General features: G+C 42.4%; 13 protein-coding genes. 11 read left to right on the forward strand and 2 right to left on the reverse strand.

Annotated elements, in window-relative coordinates:
- The first annotated feature begins 4 nt into the window (after nt 1-4).
- Genes sdaAB through FYJ75_RS05230 form a run of 5 tightly spaced genes read left to right on the forward strand, consistent with a single transcriptional unit; the run spans nt 5 to nt 6,400 of the window.
- Complete coding sequence (gene sdaAB / locus FYJ75_RS05210) at nt 5-676, forward strand: L-serine ammonia-lyase, iron-sulfur-dependent subunit beta (protein ID WP_154429406.1); 672 nt, start codon at nt 5-7, stop codon at nt 674-676.
- Entirely contained in the window at nt 669-1,538 is an 870-nt protein-coding gene (gene sdaAA / locus FYJ75_RS05215; protein WP_154429407.1) for an L-serine ammonia-lyase, iron-sulfur-dependent, subunit alpha, read from the forward strand. Before sdaAB ends, sdaAA begins: the two co-directional genes overlap by 8 nt.
- 18 nt (nt 1,539-1,556) lie before the next feature.
- Entirely contained in the window at nt 1,557-2,240 is a 684-nt protein-coding gene (locus tag FYJ75_RS05220; protein WP_154429408.1) for a peptidoglycan recognition protein family protein, read from the forward strand.
- A gap of 15 nt (nt 2,241-2,255) precedes the next feature.
- Entirely contained in the window at nt 2,256-3,731 is a 1,476-nt protein-coding gene (locus FYJ75_RS05225) for a methyltransferase (protein WP_328596864.1), read from the forward strand.
- 11 nt (nt 3,732-3,742) lie between these two features.
- Nucleotides 3,743-6,400 (forward strand): EAL domain-containing protein, encoded by a 2,658-nt coding sequence (locus FYJ75_RS05230; RefSeq protein ID WP_154429409.1) that lies wholly within the window; start codon nt 3,743-3,745, stop codon nt 6,398-6,400.
- A gap of 7 nt (nt 6,401-6,407) precedes the next feature.
- Here FYJ75_RS05230 and FYJ75_RS05235 read toward each other — a convergent pair whose 3' ends face one another.
- Nucleotides 6,408-6,956, reverse strand: coding sequence for a hypothetical protein (locus tag FYJ75_RS05235; protein ID WP_154429410.1), 549 nt, complete (start codon nt 6,954-6,956; stop codon nt 6,408-6,410).
- A gap of 414 nt (nt 6,957-7,370) precedes the next feature.
- Here FYJ75_RS05235 and FYJ75_RS05240 point away from each other — a divergent pair, with 414 nt between their 5' ends.
- From FYJ75_RS05240 to FYJ75_RS05265, 6 genes are all read left to right on the forward strand, one after another.
- Complete coding sequence (locus FYJ75_RS05240; RefSeq protein WP_154429411.1) at nt 7,371-8,210, forward strand: alpha/beta hydrolase; 840 nt, start codon at nt 7,371-7,373, stop codon at nt 8,208-8,210.
- Complete coding sequence (locus FYJ75_RS05245) at nt 8,200-10,437, forward strand: glycoside hydrolase family 95 protein (RefSeq protein WP_195838946.1); 2,238 nt, start codon at nt 8,200-8,202, stop codon at nt 10,435-10,437. Before FYJ75_RS05240 ends, FYJ75_RS05245 begins: the two co-directional genes overlap by 11 nt.
- A gap of 162 nt (nt 10,438-10,599) precedes the next feature.
- On the forward strand, nt 10,600-11,556 hold the full coding sequence (locus tag FYJ75_RS05250) for an ABC transporter permease subunit (RefSeq protein ID WP_154429413.1): 957 nt from the start codon (nt 10,600-10,602) through the stop codon (nt 11,554-11,556).
- A gap of 14 nt (nt 11,557-11,570) precedes the next feature.
- Nucleotides 11,571-12,494, forward strand: coding sequence for a carbohydrate ABC transporter permease (locus FYJ75_RS05255; RefSeq protein ID WP_154429414.1), 924 nt, complete (start codon nt 11,571-11,573; stop codon nt 12,492-12,494).
- 24 nt (nt 12,495-12,518) lie between these two features.
- Nucleotides 12,519-14,309 carry an ABC transporter substrate-binding protein gene (locus FYJ75_RS05260; protein WP_154429415.1) on the forward strand — a complete coding sequence of 597 codons (1,791 nt, stop codon included), beginning with the start codon at nt 12,519-12,521 and terminating at the stop codon, nt 14,307-14,309.
- 88 nt (nt 14,310-14,397) lie between these two features.
- On the forward strand, nt 14,398-16,413 hold the full coding sequence (locus FYJ75_RS05265; protein ID WP_154429416.1) for a beta-galactosidase: 2,016 nt from the start codon (nt 14,398-14,400) through the stop codon (nt 16,411-16,413).
- Here FYJ75_RS05265 and FYJ75_RS05270 read toward each other — a convergent pair whose 3' ends face one another.
- Complete coding sequence (locus FYJ75_RS05270; RefSeq protein WP_235907014.1) at nt 16,414-17,964, reverse strand: response regulator transcription factor; 1,551 nt, start codon at nt 17,962-17,964, stop codon at nt 16,414-16,416.
- Nucleotides 17,965-17,978: the final 14 nt, after the last annotated feature.

A 17,978-nucleotide genomic window follows, 5' to 3' on the forward strand; every position in this document is an offset into this window, starting at 1 on the left:
ATACATGAATTTATTTGATATTGTAGGTCCGGTTATGGTAGGACCATCCAGCTCCCATACAGCAGGAGCTGTTAAGATTGGAAATATTTCAAGAAAACTGCTTGGAGAAAAGATACAGGATGCAGTCATCTGGTTTCACGGTTCATTTCTGGCAACAGGAAAAGGGCATGGTACGGATAAGGCATTACTTGCAGGATTGCTCGGCTTTGCAGTGGATGATCCGCAGATCCCAAAGAGTTTTGAAATCGCAGAAGAGAGGGGAATCCATTTCCGGTTTGAAGGAATTGACCTTGGAGATGTCCATCCGAACTCTGTCAAACTGAATCTGACCGGAAAAAGCGGGAAAACACTGGAGATTATTGCCGCTTCCATCGGAGGAGGAAGAGTAGAGATCTGTCAGATCGACGGATTGGATGCACATTTCTGTGGGGATTATCCGACCCTGATCGTGCATAACTTAGATCAGCCTGGGCATGTTACGGAGGTGACTTCCATGCTTGCGCACAAATCCATCAATATTGCGACGATGCAGCTATATCGTGCAAGCAGAGGCGGAAATGCGGTAATGGTCATTGAGTGTGATCAGGAAGTGCCGGGGGAGGCAATTCAATGGCTGGAGCATTTGGAAGGAATTAGGAAAGTAACTTATTTTAGCCTGGAGGAAACAGATGTATAAATCACTGGCAGAAATTATCGATTGTGTAACAAAGAAGAACATCCCTTTCTGGAAATGCGTGCAGAAAGAGGACTGTATAGAACTCGGTATTTCCGAAGAAGAGGCATTTTCAAGAATGCAGGGAATGTATGAAGCGATGAGAAGCGCGGATGAGGGATATGAGGATACGCTTTATTCGCAGAGTGGTCTGGTTGGAACGGATGGAAAGAAAGTGCATGATGCAAGGATCAAAGGACAGCTTCTCTGTGGCGATTTTATTGGAAAGGTAATGGAACGTGCAATCAAAATGGGCGAGTCCAATGCCTGCATGAAGCGGATTGTTGCAGCTCCGACCGCAGGCTCCTGTGGAGTAATTCCGGCTGTTTTTCTGACAATTCAGGAAGAAAAAGGGTATACAGATGAACAGATGACAGAGGCGCTTTATGTGGCTGCCGGCATCGGAGGTGTGATTGCAAACCGCGCATTTTTAGCCGGAGCAGCAGGTGGATGTCAGGCAGAGATCGGTTCGGCGTCATCCATGGCGGCTGGAGCAGTTGCATATCTTATGGGCGGAGACGCAAAAGTCATTGCGAATGCAGCAGCGCTCGCCATGAAGAATCTGCTTGGACTTGCCTGTGATCCGGTGGCGGGACTTGTAGAAGTCCCATGTGTGAAGCGCAATGTTATGGGCGCAGTCAACGCAATGACATCGGCGGATCTTGCACTTGCCGGAGTGATGAGCCGGATTCCTCCGGATGAAGTTTTTGATGCAATGCGTGCAATTGGAAGAGCAATGCCGGAAAACATCAGGGAAACCGGACTTGGAGGACTTGCGGGAACGCCAACGGGCGTGGAACTCAGGGAAAAACTCACCGGAATGTAAAGAGAATGGAAAGTAGTTATGCGGAGAAAACGTAGAAGTGATCACAGCATATGGATTGTTGGAAGCCTGATTCTTGCGATTATTTTATTGATTATCATAATCGTTGCATTTGTAAGACATATACAGGCAAGAAAAACGGGAAGCATGCACTCGGAGGAACAGATCCTCGACGAAAAGTATATAGAGGAATGGCCGGATATAGATGTGCAGCTTTTGGATGTGAATGAATATTCAAGACCACAGATTGCATTGGATAAGGTTAATGGAATCGTGATCCATTATACTGCGAATCCCGGAAGTACGGCACAGCAGAACCGTGATTATTTTAACGGGCTGGCACAGTCTGGGGAGACATACGCCAGCAGTCATTTTGTAATCGGTCTGGAAGGTGAGATTATCCAGTGTATTCCGTGTGATGAAATGGCATACGCATCGAATGACCGCAATGAGGATACGATAGCGATTGAATGCTGTATTCCGGATGAAACAGGAAAGTTTAATGGAGAGACCTATGATTCACTGGTTGAACTTACGGCATGGCTGATCGGTCGATATCATCTTGGAATTGATGATGTGATCAGGCACTATGACGTGACTGGTAAAATATGTCCGAAATATTTTGTAGATCATGAAGATGCCTGGAAACGCTTTAAAGCAGATGTCGTCGCATATATCGACGAAAATGGAGAGGAACGTAAATAGATAAGGAGAACCCTTGTGGAAACAATAATCAATGAGTTAAAAAATGCACAGAATGTGAGAAGTAATCTGAGTAAACTGCGTCAGCTGGTACGGGATTCAAAGGAGAAGGAACTGAGTCTGGAAGAACTGGATCATAACAACTGGATGCTTCCTTTTCTTAAGTCAGAGGATGCAAAGACAAGAAAAAATGCAGCACTTCTTCTTGGAGAACTGGAGTGCGAAAATGCCAAAACAGCTCTTTGGGAAGCATATCAGAGAGAACAGACGCTTTTTGTGAAGAGTGCGTACCTGAATGCATTATCCCATCTGGATGTAGAGGAACTGGTGCCGGAACTGAAAGAAGAACTTTCCTCTCTTATGACAGGAGAGGTACTTCCGGAGAATCAAAAGCATGTGAATGAACAGGTGAGAGAACTGAGAAAGATTCTGATTCAGTATGAGGGAATCACACATCACACATTTTCTGCCAGAAATCAGACCTGTGAAGTGCTTTTACTTTGCAACCGGGAGCAGAAGGGCGCCATTATCCATACGATCACAGATGGAAGAGCAAAGCTGCATCCACTTGGCATACTGGTTGAAACAAGCCAGCTGTCAGCAGTTATGCAAAGCAGACTGTATCGTGAACTGGTGTTCCCAATTCATGCAGGTGGACTTCTTCCGGCGGATGCAAAGAGTGCGGCACAGAAACTCTGGAATTCCGATATGTATGAGCTATTAGAAAGACTGCATAAGGAATCTGGTGATTTTTATTTCCGTATCGAATGCAAAAGTCCGATGACACTCGAGGAAAGAAGTGCCTTTTCCAAGAAACTTTCATCAGAACTGGAACGATTGTCGGCAGGAAAAATGATAAATTCAACCTCTGATTATGAGATTGAACTTCGGCTGATTGCCACCAAAGACGGCAGCTTTTATCCATGCATGAAGCTTTATACAATGAAGAATAAAAGATTTGCTTACCGGAAAAACGCGATTGCAGCTTCGATTCATCCTTCGACAGCAGCACTGATTGCAGAACTTGCCAGACCGTATTTAAAAGAAAATGCCCAGATCATGGACCCGTTCTGTGGCGTTGGGACGATGTTAATTGAAAGGGATCTCTGTGTTCCGGCAAGAGAAATTTATGCAACTGATATTTTTGGAGAAGCCATCGAAAAAGGACGGGAAAATGCAAGGCTTGCAGGGGAGAAGATCAACTTTATCCACAGAGATTTCTTTGATTTTAAGCACGAGTATCCGTTCGATGAAATTATCACCAATATGCCGCTCAGAGGGAAAAAGACAAAAGAAGAAACCGATCAGTTCTATGCGGATTTTTTTACAAAACTGCCGGAAATTCTTGCAAAAGATGCGGTCATTATCCTGTATACCAATGAGATTGGCTTCGTGAAGAAACAATTGCGGATTCACAGGAATTTTTGCCTGTTGCAGGAGTACTGCATGCAGAAGAAAAATGAGTTTTATCTGATGATTATTGGAACGAAATAAGGGGAAGCAGAATGATGATGTCAGGAGCAAAGGATAAGTTCAATAATATGGGAAACGACCTGATTGATGTAAAACTTGTGCAAAGACTGCAGAAACAGTTTTGCAAAGCAAATAATATATATCTTGGCTGTATGTCGCGTGATCAGAGTTATGTCACGGAGCCATATGGAAGTGAAGAGGAGATTACATTTTTAGAATGCATGCTGGACATCGAGGCGTGCAAAGATACCATCCGGAATCTTATGACGGACGGAATTGAGAATGTAATTGAATTGGAACAGAAAGTTCCATTTTTGAAGACTTATGGAGTTGCGGTAAAAATAGAGGGCATTACACAGATCGTCTGGATTGCAACTGCGGTCCTGGAGGAAAAAATTACGGAAGACAGTATTGTTCCGGAAAGTATGATGAAAACAACAGAGGAACGGTTTTTAAAATCGCTGGAATTTTTAGAAGTACTTTCTAAGCAGCTTTTTGCGATCCGGATGGATGAACTGATCGCACAGGATGCAATACAAAAGAGCGCAGCCTCTGAAAAACAGATCAAGACGGAGCTGGATCGCTCGGAAACGATGACTGCGATTGTAAAAATGCTGGAATCCGAGAACGGATTTGTAAAGATCGTTGATGATATTCTTGAGATTGTCTGCAATCATATGGAGATTGAAGCGGGATGTCTGTTGCAGCTGCAGCCGAACAGCGGTTTGGTGGATATGATCTGCGAATACAGAAAGGATACGGGAGAAAGCGGGATGTCTCAGTGCCAGAATATTCCCAGAGAGCAAATCCCGTTTTTCAATGATAAGCCATATCTGATTTCGGCAAATACACCGCTTCCGGAACAGTTTCGTTCTTTATTTGGAAAGCTTGGAATCAGCGCGGCTATCTTTCTTCCGGTTGAACTGAAACAGAAAGTGACGATGTATCTGTGTTTCCTGGAATTTCAAAGGGAACGTATCTGGGATTTGAAGGATATTAAATTTCTGAATGACGTAAAACGTATTATTCAAAGTATTCTGTCCAAACGGATTGCCAAGAATTCGCTTGCAAGTTCTTACGCATCTTTAGAGGCAATTCTTGAGAATGTCGGATGCGGTATTTATGTTATGGATCAGGATCAAAAAGCGATTCTTTACAGAAACCAGAAATTCAGTCAATTATTCGGAAACAGTATGAAAGCCGGAAAGCTGGATCAGATCATCTACAGCAGAAAAGATCAGGGAAGAGACCATTTCTTTGAAGAACTGTATTCGCCGGAGGAAGATAAATGGTTCGATATGTATAAGACGCATATTGAATGGGTGGACGGACGCAAGGTTTCTTTGTGCACGGTGTATGATGTTACCGATAAGAAACTGTATCAGCAGAAGATCGAAAAACAGGCAAACAATGATTTTCTGACCGGGTTATATAACCGGATGCGGTGTGAACATGATCTGGAGCAATATATCAAGCAGGCAAAGGATGCCGGTGGCGAAGGAGCACTGTTATATATTGATCTGGACGATTTTAAACACATCAATGATGGACTTGGACATCAGTATGGTGATATTCTGTTAAAAGCAATTTCGAAAAGTCTTCAGAAAATCCATGGCGTGGAAGGAACCTGTTATCGTATGGGTGGGGATGAATTTATTATTATTATCACCAATACACATTATCAGATGCTGGATGAAATCTGCAATAATATCAGTCAGATCTTTACAAAGCCATGGTATCTCAAGGGCGGTGATTACTACTGTACGATGAGTATGGGAATCGTGAAGTTCCCTACGGATGGTGCAACCGTAGAAGAAGTAATCCAGAAAGCGGATACGGCGCTCTTTGAGGCAAAACGCAATGGAAAGAACCGCATCAGCTATTACGATGAACAAACAGAAGCGTCTTCCTATCGCAGGCTTGATCTGGAAAAGAACATGCGAAACGCAACCATGAATGCGTGCCGTGAGTTTGAAGTTTTTTATCAGCCGATCGTAGATCTGAATAGTGAGAATAATTCATGCTGTGGAGCGGAGGCTCTTGTACGGTGGAATTCGGAACAGATGGGATTTATTGCACCAACTGATTTTATTCCGCTTGCAGAATATTTAGGACTTATTAATCCGATTGGAGAATATGTCCTCGAACAGGCAGCAAAGAAATGTAAATACTGGAATGATATGGGACATCCGGAGTATAAGATTAATGTAAATCTGTCTGTTGTCCAGCTATTGCAGAACGATATTGTGGATAAGATCCGAAGCGTACTGGAAAGCACTGGAATCAATCCAAAGAATCTGACACTTGAAGTGACCGAAAGTCTTGCAATCAATGACATGGATCGCATGAAATGGATTTTAAGTCAGATCAAGGAGCTTGGAGTACGGGTAGCGCTTGACGATTTTGGAACCGGATATTCATCATTGAACCATATACGTGAGATGCCGATCGATGTAATTAAGATAGACCGTTGCTTTATAGAGCACATTGCGGAAGATGATTTTTCGGATGCATTTGTGAAAATGGTTGCGGAACTTGCATCGACAATCGGCGTGGCAATCTGTGTCGAAGGTGTAGAAGACACAAGACAGCTTGAGATGATCAAGCGGATGAAGATTTCTCTTGGACAGGGATATCTTTTTGGAAAGCCAATGCCGATTGAAGAATTTGAAAAGAACTATGTGATGTAGCAGCAAGCTATGACTGCTTAAGAAGAAAACGGATATTGCCAATACGGAGAATGGCGCCCTGTGAAGCGGCGCTGGTCTCGACTGCATTGGCGATATTCGTTTTTTCAGTACTCAGACTTTTGACAAGATAATATTCCTTTTGGGATGCCAGAGGCGCTTCATGCATATAACGGATAACATCCGGAGTGGATAAAGAGCCGGAATAATCTTCGCCAAGAATGGCACAAACATCGGATGGCTGCAGGATTCCTGGAAGAATTGAATCGATGGCGCGGTCATAATCAGCGTCGGAAACATCAATGCGAAAACGGATGTAACAGCTTCGGTCTGCCGGCATTTCAGCGAAAAAATCAGTGATACGTACATAGCCCCATTTTTTTGTGACAGCTTCTTCAATCTTTGGAAGAAGTTCTGCTTTTTTGGAATTCAGCACAGTAACGAGCATGCTAAATTTCTGATCGTTCGGGAGTCGGGTAATCATGCCGATTCCCGGAATTTTTGGAAGTTTTACCTGATCGATATTGATCTCATTTACATCTACAACAAGACGAAACATAAAAAGTTCTCCTTTACCTCATTCTCATTTGTGTATTAAGAAGTATAACACAGAAATGTTCGATGCACCAAATCATAGTAGAAAAAGATGGAATTTACAAGGTACTTACCGCTAAAAATATGGGTATAAAATTTGCGGCTGAGATGATACCATAGACCTAAATACAAATTTTAATAAGCAATTTCGTAACTCATAAAAATTAAGCTGAGCATGAACTACGAGTACAGGTAACTCGCAGGTGCTTCAGAGCGGTCGGTACTTGGCGACCGTACTTTGGTCGCTTATGTGCCGCTGCCAGCGATGAGCAGCGAGAGCGTGCCTGCGATTACTTGTACTCGTAGTCCATGCAGGTATAGCTGTTGTAAGTGTTACGCAATTGCTAATAAAAATTCAAATGGGGCAAGGAGAGTAAAAATGATTACAAATGAGTATCAGATTCAGGTAGAGGGATCTCTGCCATATGCAAAATTATATACCTATATGTGGGAAAAATCACCGGAGATCGGAATTGACAAAAGGCCAATGATCTTAATCTGTCCAGGCGGCGGCTATGTGATGACCTCTGACAGGGAGGCAGATCCGCTGGCAATGCAGTTTGCAGCAATGGGATATCATGTGGCAATTTTGAGATATTCCGTTGCTCCGGCAGAATATCCGGTTGCACTTTTGGAAGCGTGTCAGACGATGAAGATGATCCATGAACATGCAGAAGAGTGGCTTGTGGATACGGACAAGATCTTTATCCTTGGCTGTTCGGCAGGCGGACATCTGGCAGCAAGTGTCGGAATATTCTGGAATGAGAAATGGATCGCGGAGAAGCTTGGCTGCGGGAATGAAATGTTTCGTCCTGCAGGAATGATTCTGTGTTATCCGGTTATTACATCGGGAGAATATGCACACAGAGGTTCCTTTGAGGCACTCTTGAAATCCCAGTATACTGAAGAAATGTTAGAGAAGAATTCTCTGGAAAAACAGGTGACAAAGGATACACCGAAAGCATTTTTATGGCATACGTATACGGATGACTGTGTTCCTGTTGAAAATTCACTTCTTTTTATTCAGGCAATGAAAAAATATGATATTCCGGTTGAATTTCATATGTATCCGGTGGGAGGACATGGACTGTCTACCTGTGACAACCTGGCTGCAACACCGGAAGGTTATGGAGTACAGAAAGAGTGCCAGAGCTGGCTGCCTTTAGTCAGAGACTGGCTTAAGGCTGCTGTGAATGAAGGAGTCGGATATGAATTATAAGAATAAGATCTGGTTTGATGCACCTGCTTCCTGTTGGGAGCAGGTGCATCCTATCGGTAACGGTAATCTTGGGGCGATGATCTGGGGAACAGAAGAGGAAAAACTTGGACTGAATCTGGATACTCTCTGGTCTGGTGTTGCCAGAGATACAAATAATTATCATGCAAAAGAATATTTAAAGCCGGTGCGTCAGGAGATTTTTGCTGCAAATTATGCAAAGGCAGCAGAGATGATCGAACAGCATCTGCTTGGAGAATTCGGAGAAAATTATCTTCCGATGGGCAATCTTAGGATCTGTCCGGCGGAAGATGATAATGGTCAGAAAGTGAAAAATGAGGAGCGCTTACAGGATTATCAGAGAGTGCTGGATCTGGATGCAGGAGTGGTAACCGTTTCTTACAAAAAAGGAGATGCTTCTTATGAAAGAGAGTATTTTGCAAGTTATCCGGATCATCTGATTGGAATCCGCTATACTTCTTCCCATAAGATGAACCTGATGTTTTCATTTGAAAGTGAACTATTTCATGTGACGGAGCAATTGCCGGATGGAGTACGAATGAGAGGGCAGTGTCCGGAACATGTAGAACCCTCTTATCTGGAAAGTGACGAGCCAGTTATCTGGGGAACACAGGGAATCCGGTTTGTAACGGAACTTCATGTAATAAGAACAGATGGAACAGTGGTGTCAGACAAAAAAGGATTTGGTATTTACCATGCATCGTACTGTGAACTTTCCCTGCAATCGGTAAGCGGAAGCAGAAAAAATCCGCTTAAAGTGAAAAATATTGCTAAGGTGAAAAAGAGCTACCGTGAACTAAAAGCAGCGCATAAGAAAGATTATCGCACATTATTCCGGCGTGTGAAGGTGGAACTTGGAAAGACGAAAGAGATTCCGACGGACCAGAGATTAAAACTTTTAAAAGAAGGAAAAGAAGACCCGGATCTTTATGCATTATTTTTTCAATACGGAAGATATCTGCTTATTGCTTCCTCCCGGGAAGGGACAGAAGCTGCTAATCTGCAGGGAATCTGGAACTGGGAAATGCGGGCTCCGTGGAGCTCAAACTATACGACCAATATCAACGTGGAGATGAATTACTGGCCGGCACAGATCTGTAATTTATCGGAATGCATGGAACCATATTTTTCTTTGTTAAAAGATCTTGCTCAAAATGGTGCGAAGACAGCGCAGGTACATTTTGGATGCAGAGGGTTTTGTGTGGGACATAATACAGATTTCTGGAGGATCACAAATCCGGTTGGAGTTTCGTATGGAAAAAGCGAAGGGGTGAAAGGAAGTTCACTGTATGCATTTTTTGTACTTTCCGGGCAATGGATGTGCCAGGAGTTATGGAAAGCTTATGAATATAAGAAAGATCTTGAGTTTTTAAAGGAATTTGCTTATCCGATCCTGAAAGAAGCTGTTTTATTCACGATAGACTGGCTGGTAGAGTATAAAGGACGTTATATGACCTGCCCGTCGGCATCACCGGAGAATCAGTTCCGTACAGAAAGCGGAATTTCCTCCATCAGCATGGGATGTACGATGGATATGAGCATTGTACGTGAAATTTTTACCAATTTTGAGAAGGCATATCTGGAATTGAAAAAATACAAGTGCCTTTCGGATACAATGAGTAAGGATGGGGAAAAAATCCTGGCAGAGATTGAGGAGCGCAGGGAGAAACTGCTTCCATATCAGATTGGAGCGGATGGTCGGCTGATGGAGTGGATCTATCCGTTTGAGGAGACAGAACCGGGGCACCGGCATATATCACATGCGTATGGACTTTTCCCAGGGGAAGAATTCCGGCGTGACGGGAAATTAAAGGAAGCATGTAAAAAATCAATTGAGTATCGTCTTTCTCATGGAGGCGGGCATACCGGATGGAGCTGTGCGTGGATCGCAAATCTGTTTGCAGTTCTTGGAGATGGAGAACAAGTCTATTTCTATATGAAAACCTTATTGACCAGATCGATCTGCGATAATATGTGGACAAGTCATCCGCCATTTCAGATTGATGCGAACTTTGCAGGAACAATGGCAATGGCTCAGATGTTTGTTCAGGAACTGGATGGCGACGTAAAGATTCTTCCGGCAATTCCAAAAGAGTGGAAAGAGGGAAGCGTCAGCGGACTTTGTCTCCATGGCAATAAAACCATCGACATTGAGTGGAAAGATCAAAATATTACCTATAAAATTCGCCATACCAGATTAAAAAGTTGAAAAATACCATAAAAAATAGAGGCGAAATGCATCGGTTTTTCGTGATTTCGTAAAAATACCATAAAAAATCTAATTTTATCGGAAAAGCATATGAAATTTTCTAGGTATTTCCTAAAGCGGTAGAATGTTAAAATTCTGTTAAATCGAAAGGGAGGTACCGATATGACAAGGGCAAAAAAGTCATCTACAACGTCAGGAAAAGCAAAACCGACAAAACGGAACGCAGCGCAGGGTAAAAAACTTTTTCTTTTGATTTTACCATTCCTGATTTTAACATTTATGTTTTCTTATTTTCCACTGCATGGATGGATTTATGCATTCTATGATTACAGAGCACCGTTAAAGCTTTCACAGTGTCAGTTCGTAGGAATTAAGTGGTTTAAAACATTATTCAGCAACAGCACTCAGGTAAGCCAGTTGATTCAGGTGATGAAAAATACATTTGCCATGAGTTTACTTGGAATTGCAACATCATTCTTACCGGTTTTATTTGCAGTTTTCTTAAATGAGATTAAATGCAAATGGTTTAAGAACCTGGTACAGACATTGACAACACTTCCAAACTTTATCAGCTGGACTCTGGTGTATGCAGTAGCATTTGCTTTGTTCTCTACAACAGGTATGGCAAACTCAGTACTTCAGCAGATCGGTCTGATCACAGAGCCAATCAAATTCCTGGACAGCGGTGATCACATCTGGTTAAAGATGATTCTCTGGTCAACATGGAAAGGTCTTGGATGGGGCGCAATCATGTACCTTGCAGCAATCGCAGGTATTGATCAGGAAATGTTTGAGGCAGCAAAGGTAGATGGAGCAGGAAGATGGGCGATCATCAAAAATATTACGATCCCATCAATCCTTCCTACATATTTCGTAATGCTGATGTTATCCATTGCAAACTTCTTAAACAACGGTATGGATCAGTATTATGTATTCCAGAACTCATTTAACAAAGCATCAATTCAGGTACTTGACCTGTATGTATATAACATCGGTATGACAGGAAAGAGCTTGTCACTTGGTACTGCAATTGGTATCTTGAAGAGTCTGGTCAGCGTGACATTATTATGTATTGTAAACTTCGCGTCTAAGAAGACACGTGGTGAAACAATCGTATAGGAAGGAGATTGACAATGAGAGCAGCAACCATCAGCAAAAATAAAATAAAACACAGCAAGGCAGATCATGCATTCAATATCGTGAACTATCTTGTGTTTGGATTGATCACACTCATTTGTGCATATCCTTTCTATTATCTGATCATTAACTCGATCAGTGCAAATGATTTAAGTAACAATGGACTTATTAATTTTCTTCCGAGACAGATTCACTTCCAGAACTACAAAGACGTTCTGAAAATGAGCGGTATTGGAACAGCAGCACTTGTCTCAGTTGGACGAACTGTAATCGGAACCGCATGTACCGTTATGGCATCTGCTTATCTCGGATTCATGTTCACACAGGAAAAAATGTGGCATAGAAAATTATGGTACAGACTTCTGGTTGTAACCATGTATTTCAATGCAGGTCTGATTCCAATGTTTATGACAATGAAAACACTGCATCTGACCAACACATTCTGGGTATATATTATCCCGGCTATTGTACAGCCATTCAACGTAATTATGGTAAAAACCTATGTGGAATCTATTCCACGTTCGCTTCAGGAAGCAGCTGAGATTGATGGCGCAGGAATTTTAACCGTATTTTTCAAAGTTATCCTTCCTACCAGTAAACCGATTCTTGCGACCATCGCAATCTGGGCAGCTGTTGGTCAGTGGAACTCCTTCCAGGATACATTGATCTATATTACAGATCAGAAACTGTATTCCTTACAGTATCTGTTATATACATACCTGAATCAGGCAAGCTCACTGGCTTCACTGGTTAAGTCAACCGGTAATGCTGCATCCGTAGCTAATATTGCTACAATGCAGACACCAACATCCATTCGTATGACGATTTCCGTTATCGTTGTACTGCCAATTTTGTTTATCTACCCAATGTTCCAGAAATACTTTGTAAAAGGTATTATGATCGGTTCAGTAAAGGGTTGATGAAGATAAAATAAGGAGGGTTTTATGAAGAGAAAAACACTTAGAAGACTCACAAGCGTTGCTCTTGTCGGAGCAATGACTGCTTCACTGTTCGCGGGATGCGGCAGTGATGGCGGAAGCAAGAAAGCTTCTACCAAGAATTCAGAGCATGGGGGACCTTATGAAGATTTCCTGACAATCGATGTTTACGATTCACAGGCGAACTTCCAGGGAATTCAGTCCGGATGGTTTGCAAAAGTCGTAAAAGACAAGTTCAACATGGAGTTGAACATTATTGCACCAAACGTAGCAGGTGGTGGAGATACTTTGTATCAGACACGTTCTGCAAACGGAAACCTTGGAGATCTGATTCTGATTAATGCAGATCAGAGTAAGTTAAAAGATATGGTACAGGCAGATCTTGTATATGATATGACAGATCTGATCACAAATTGTGATAACTTAAAACAGTACAGTGATGCAATTGAAGCCTGCAGCGCACTTGCAGATAAAGAAGGAACATGGGCAGTTCCAAGTGAGATCACATCCGGTGATCCTACCGAGCCTTCAGAGGCTTCCGATCCTACGAATGCACCTTCACTCAGATGGGATGTATACAAACAGATCGGATATCCGGAAATGAACACCCTGGAAGATCTTCTGGAAGTAGGTAAACAGATGCAGGAAGCAGATCCTACCAGTGATTCTGGAAAACAGACATACATGTTCTCCTGGTTCAAAGACTGGGATGGTGCTACCATGCAGAATGCTTCAGGTCTTGCAGCATTATATGGATACCGTTTCGTATCCGGATTTGCTCTTGGTAAATCCGATGGAACTGATGTACAGAGTGCAATTGATGATGATTCCGCATATGTACGTGCATTAAAATTCATGTATGAAGCAAACAAAGCTGGATTAGTAGATCCGGAATCTACAACTCAGAACTTTGATACATTAGCAAGCAAATACACAGATGGACAGGTTCTTTACTCATTATGGCCATGGCTTGGATCTGGATACTACAATACAACAGATAACATGAATGCTGGAAAAGGATTCCAGACAGCTGTTATCGATGATATGGAGTGTCTTGGATACGGCGGAAGCCCGGAAGGTAAGATGACCAATGCAATCATGATTGGAAGCAAAGCTCAGGATCCACAGAGACTTGCAGACTTCATCGACTGGTTATACAGCCCGGAAGGAATTGAAATGAGTGCTACACAGACTGGTGGAGCATGTGGTCCAGAAGGACTTACATGGGAGATGGGCGATGATGGACAGCCAAAACTTACAGACTTTGGTGTACAGGCATTCGTTGACATTGACGATTCATTACAGGTTCCAGATGAGTGGGGCGGCGGTACATGGAAAGATGGTATCTCTGCATTAAACTACAAAGCAGTTGGTATGACAGCAAAGAATCAGGAAACAGGTATGTGCTACAACTACCAGACATGGCCTGATTATATCGAAAGAACAACTTCCGCTCTGAAACAGGATTGGGCTGAACATTACGGAGTAGATCAGGATACTACAGCGATTGAATACCTTGACAGCATCGGAAAGACATTAACTGAGCCAGGTACAAACTATGCAGTTCCAGATTACTCAACTGATATTGAGACAATCAAAGAGCAGTGTGGACAGGTTATCCTTGAGAAATCTTGGCAGATGGCATTCGCATCTGATGAAGATGAGTTCAACAGTCTGTTAAAAGAGATGCAGGATACATGTAAAGGACTTGGTTACGATCAGGTTTACGAAGTAGACAAAGAGAACTGTGAAGCACAGTTTGCTGCATTCCAGGAATCTATTGATTCTGCAAAATAATCAAAAAAGTAACATAATATGATATTTGGGAAAACGCCGGTGGCTTGGACTGCCGGCGCTTTTTCCTTACAACGGATAGGAGAAAGATATGATCGAATGTGATAAAATTTCCAAAATGGTTTACGGTGGAGATTACAATCCGGAGCAATGGAGTGAGGACGTATGGAAAGAAGATATGCGGATGTTTAAACTTGCCGGAATTGATATCGTAACCTTAAACGTATTCAGCTGGGCACTCCTGCAGAAAGATGATGATGTATATGATTTCAGTCTTTTAGATAAGATCATGGACATGGTGAAGGAAAATGGGCTTTATGTCTGTCTGGCAACTTCCACAGGCGCACATCCGGCATGGATGGCCAGAAAATATCCGGATATTTTAAGAACGGAATTTGGTGGAATGAAGCGGAAATTTGGAGGACGCCATAACTCCTGTCCAAACAGCCCTACTTATAAGAAATTCTCAGTGAGACTGGCAAGAAAACTTGCAGAGAGATACAAAGATTACGATAACGTTGTTGCATGGCATATTTCCAATGAATTTGGAGGTGAATGTTTCTGCGATAATTGTGAGAAAGCATTCCGTGTCTGGCTGAAAGAAAAATACGGTACGCTGGAAGCATTAAATAAGGCATGGAACACAACATTCTGGGGACACACATTCTATGACTGGGATGAGATCGTTCTTCCAGATCTCAGAAGTGAACATTTTGCTTATGAAAGAACGATGTTCCAGGGGATTTCTCTGGATTACCGCAGATTTATGTCAGATTCCATGCTGGAACGTTATAAGGATGAGTATAATGCGATCAAGGAGATTACGCCGGATGTTCAGATTACGACCAATCTGATGGGATTTTACAAGCCGCTTGATTATCAGAAATGGGCAAAATATATGGACTTTGTTTCCTGGGATAACTATCCGGCAAATGATGATTCCTATGCAAAGATTGCAATGGATCACGATCTGATGAGAGGTGTAAAACAGGGAAAACCGTTTGCACTTATGGAACAGACACCGAGTGTTACGAACTGGCTGTCCTATAATGCATTAAAAAGACCCGGGGTTATGAGACTCTGGAGTTATCAGGCAGTTGCACATGGAGCTGACACCATTATGTTCTTCCAGATGCGCAGAAGCATCGGCGCATGTGAGAAATATCATGGAGCAGTCATCGATCATGTTGGCAATGAGAATACGAGAGTATTTCGTGAGATTGCTGCCCTTGGAAAAGAACTGGAGGAGATTGGAGATCTGACTCTGGGAAGCCGTACCAAAGCCAAGATCGGACTTCTTTTTGACTGGGATAACTGGTGGTCAATCGAATATTCTGCAGGACCAAGCTGTGAGCTTCGTTATCTGACAGAGTTTGGGCGTTATTACGAATCGCTCCGCAAGATGAACTATGATGTGGACATTATTGGCATGGACGATGCCCTGGAACCTTATGCAATCGTGATCGCACCGGTTCTTTATATGGTGAAAGGTGATTATGATGAAAAAATCCGTTCCTACACCAGAAACGGAGGAACCTTTGTGACTACTTTCTTTAGCGGTATCGTGCAGGAAAATGATCTTGTCACACTTGGAGGTTATCCGGGAAAACTTCGCGATATCATGGGAATCTGGGTGGAAGAGATCGATGCGCTTCCAAACGGAGAGGAGAACGAGTTTACCTATGAAGGTGAGAAATATCCGGCAAAACTTTTGTGCGATATCATCCATACAGAGGGAGCAAAGTCACTTTCTGAGTATGAAAAGGACTTTTACGCAGGATCTCCGGCAGCTACAGTAAATTCTTTTGGAAAAGGAAAAGCATATTATATTGGAACAGCATCCAGTGAAGCGTTTTATCAGAAACTGCTTACTGAGATCTGTGAAGACGCTGGGGTTACACCGGTATTAAAGACTCCGGAAATGGTTGAAGTGACCAGCCGTGAGAATGAAAAAGGACGGTATCTGTTTGTTATGAACCATGCGGATGAGAGCAAAAAGATATCACTTTCCGGCAATTATAAAGATATTATTACCGGAAAAAATTATCACGAGCAGGAAATGGTGCTTCCGGGCAAGGATGTTGCAATTTTACGTGAAGAAAAATAACTATTTCGAGTAAGTCCTGCGGTATTCCGCAGGGCTTACATTTTTAAGTTTTTTGAATTTCTGATGGAAATAATCCACGTTTTTGTAACCGACCTGTGCCGAAATCTCATAGACTTTCATGGAAGTGTCTATAAGAAGCTTGGAAGCCTCTGTAACGCGGATCTCATCCAGATAACTGTTAAAAGATAAACCGGTCTTCTGAGAGAAAAGTTTTCCCAGATAAGAACTGTTGTAACCAAACAGCGGTGCCAGAGACTCAAGCTTTAACGGTTTCTGGTAATTATGGTTGATATAGAATAAAATATCGTCAAATACGCTTTCACTGGAATTATTTCCAATGGCACGGATGATCATATCAAACTGCTCTGAAAAATACAGAAGAATTTCATACAGATAATATTTGTTCTCAATCAATTCGATGATTGCCGAGTTATGGGCAAAAGGAATGTCCGCATTCGGGAACAGATGTAAAGTCATCTGTTTGATCTGAAGGAAAATATCTGCAAGAAAATGCTTCATGCTCATAACATTATCCTGACAATGGAACAGTTCATCCCTCAGCGTTTCCAGTTCGTGAGAGATCATCTTACGGTTGAACGACTGGATGTAGTTCATCAGTCGTTCGCTGTAGGCATTGGCTGCTTCCGGAGTCAGTGAGAGCATCTGCTCGGGTGTGGATGGAAGCATCTCATAGGACAGTACATGCTGGTTTTCGGAACAGAAGAAACGCCGGTCCATCAGTTGTTTGCAGACCTCATAGGATGAATGGATCTGTGATAATGTGGATACAGATGGTCCATAAGTCAGAAAAATGGTGTCCAGCGGAGAGTTTTTCTCGGTTCCGTTCGAATAATATTTTAAGCAGGAATTAAAACGGTCCAGAGCAAAATTCCCTTTTAAAAGTATGACATTGGAATTGTCAATGACCACATGCTCAAAAGAGTCATTTCCCTGATTGGTTACCCGCAGGATATCAGCAAAATTATAGGACTGGTAGAATGGCGTGTAGCCTTCATACATAACGACCTGATAGATTGGCGCAGTAAGTCCGAGTTCCATATAATTGATGGAGTCGTTAAATTCTTTGCCGAGAAGCAGATCGTGGAATACGGTAAGTTTTGCTTTTCTGAGATACTGGTTCATCGAGAATTTCTGGTTCATTCTCGTTTCAATTCTTTTTTTGACGGACAAAACCGCATCGATCAGTTCTTCTTCATCGATTGGCTTGGTCAGATAGAATGCAGCACCATAATGAAGTGCTGTCTGTGCATACTGAAAATCAGAGTATCCGCTTAAAATGATAAAATCACCGGTAAATCCGTCTTCACGTACTTTGGCGATCAGATCAGTTCCGTACAATTTTGGCATACGGATATCTAAAAGTACAAGACCGGGCTGATATTTTTTGATCTTTTCGATGGCTTCTTCTCCGTTTGAGGCTTCTCCACAAATACAGAAGCCAAGATTATTCCAGTCGATTAAATGTTTGATTCCTTCCCGTACAATGGCTTCGTCATCAACAAGAAGTACATTGATCATAGTGTGTTCCATTGGTTCTTCCCCTT

Origin of the sequence: Roseburia porci, assembly GCF_009695765.1 — a bacterium.
Classification (GTDB): Bacteria; Bacillota; Clostridia; order Lachnospirales; family Lachnospiraceae; genus Roseburia; species Roseburia porci.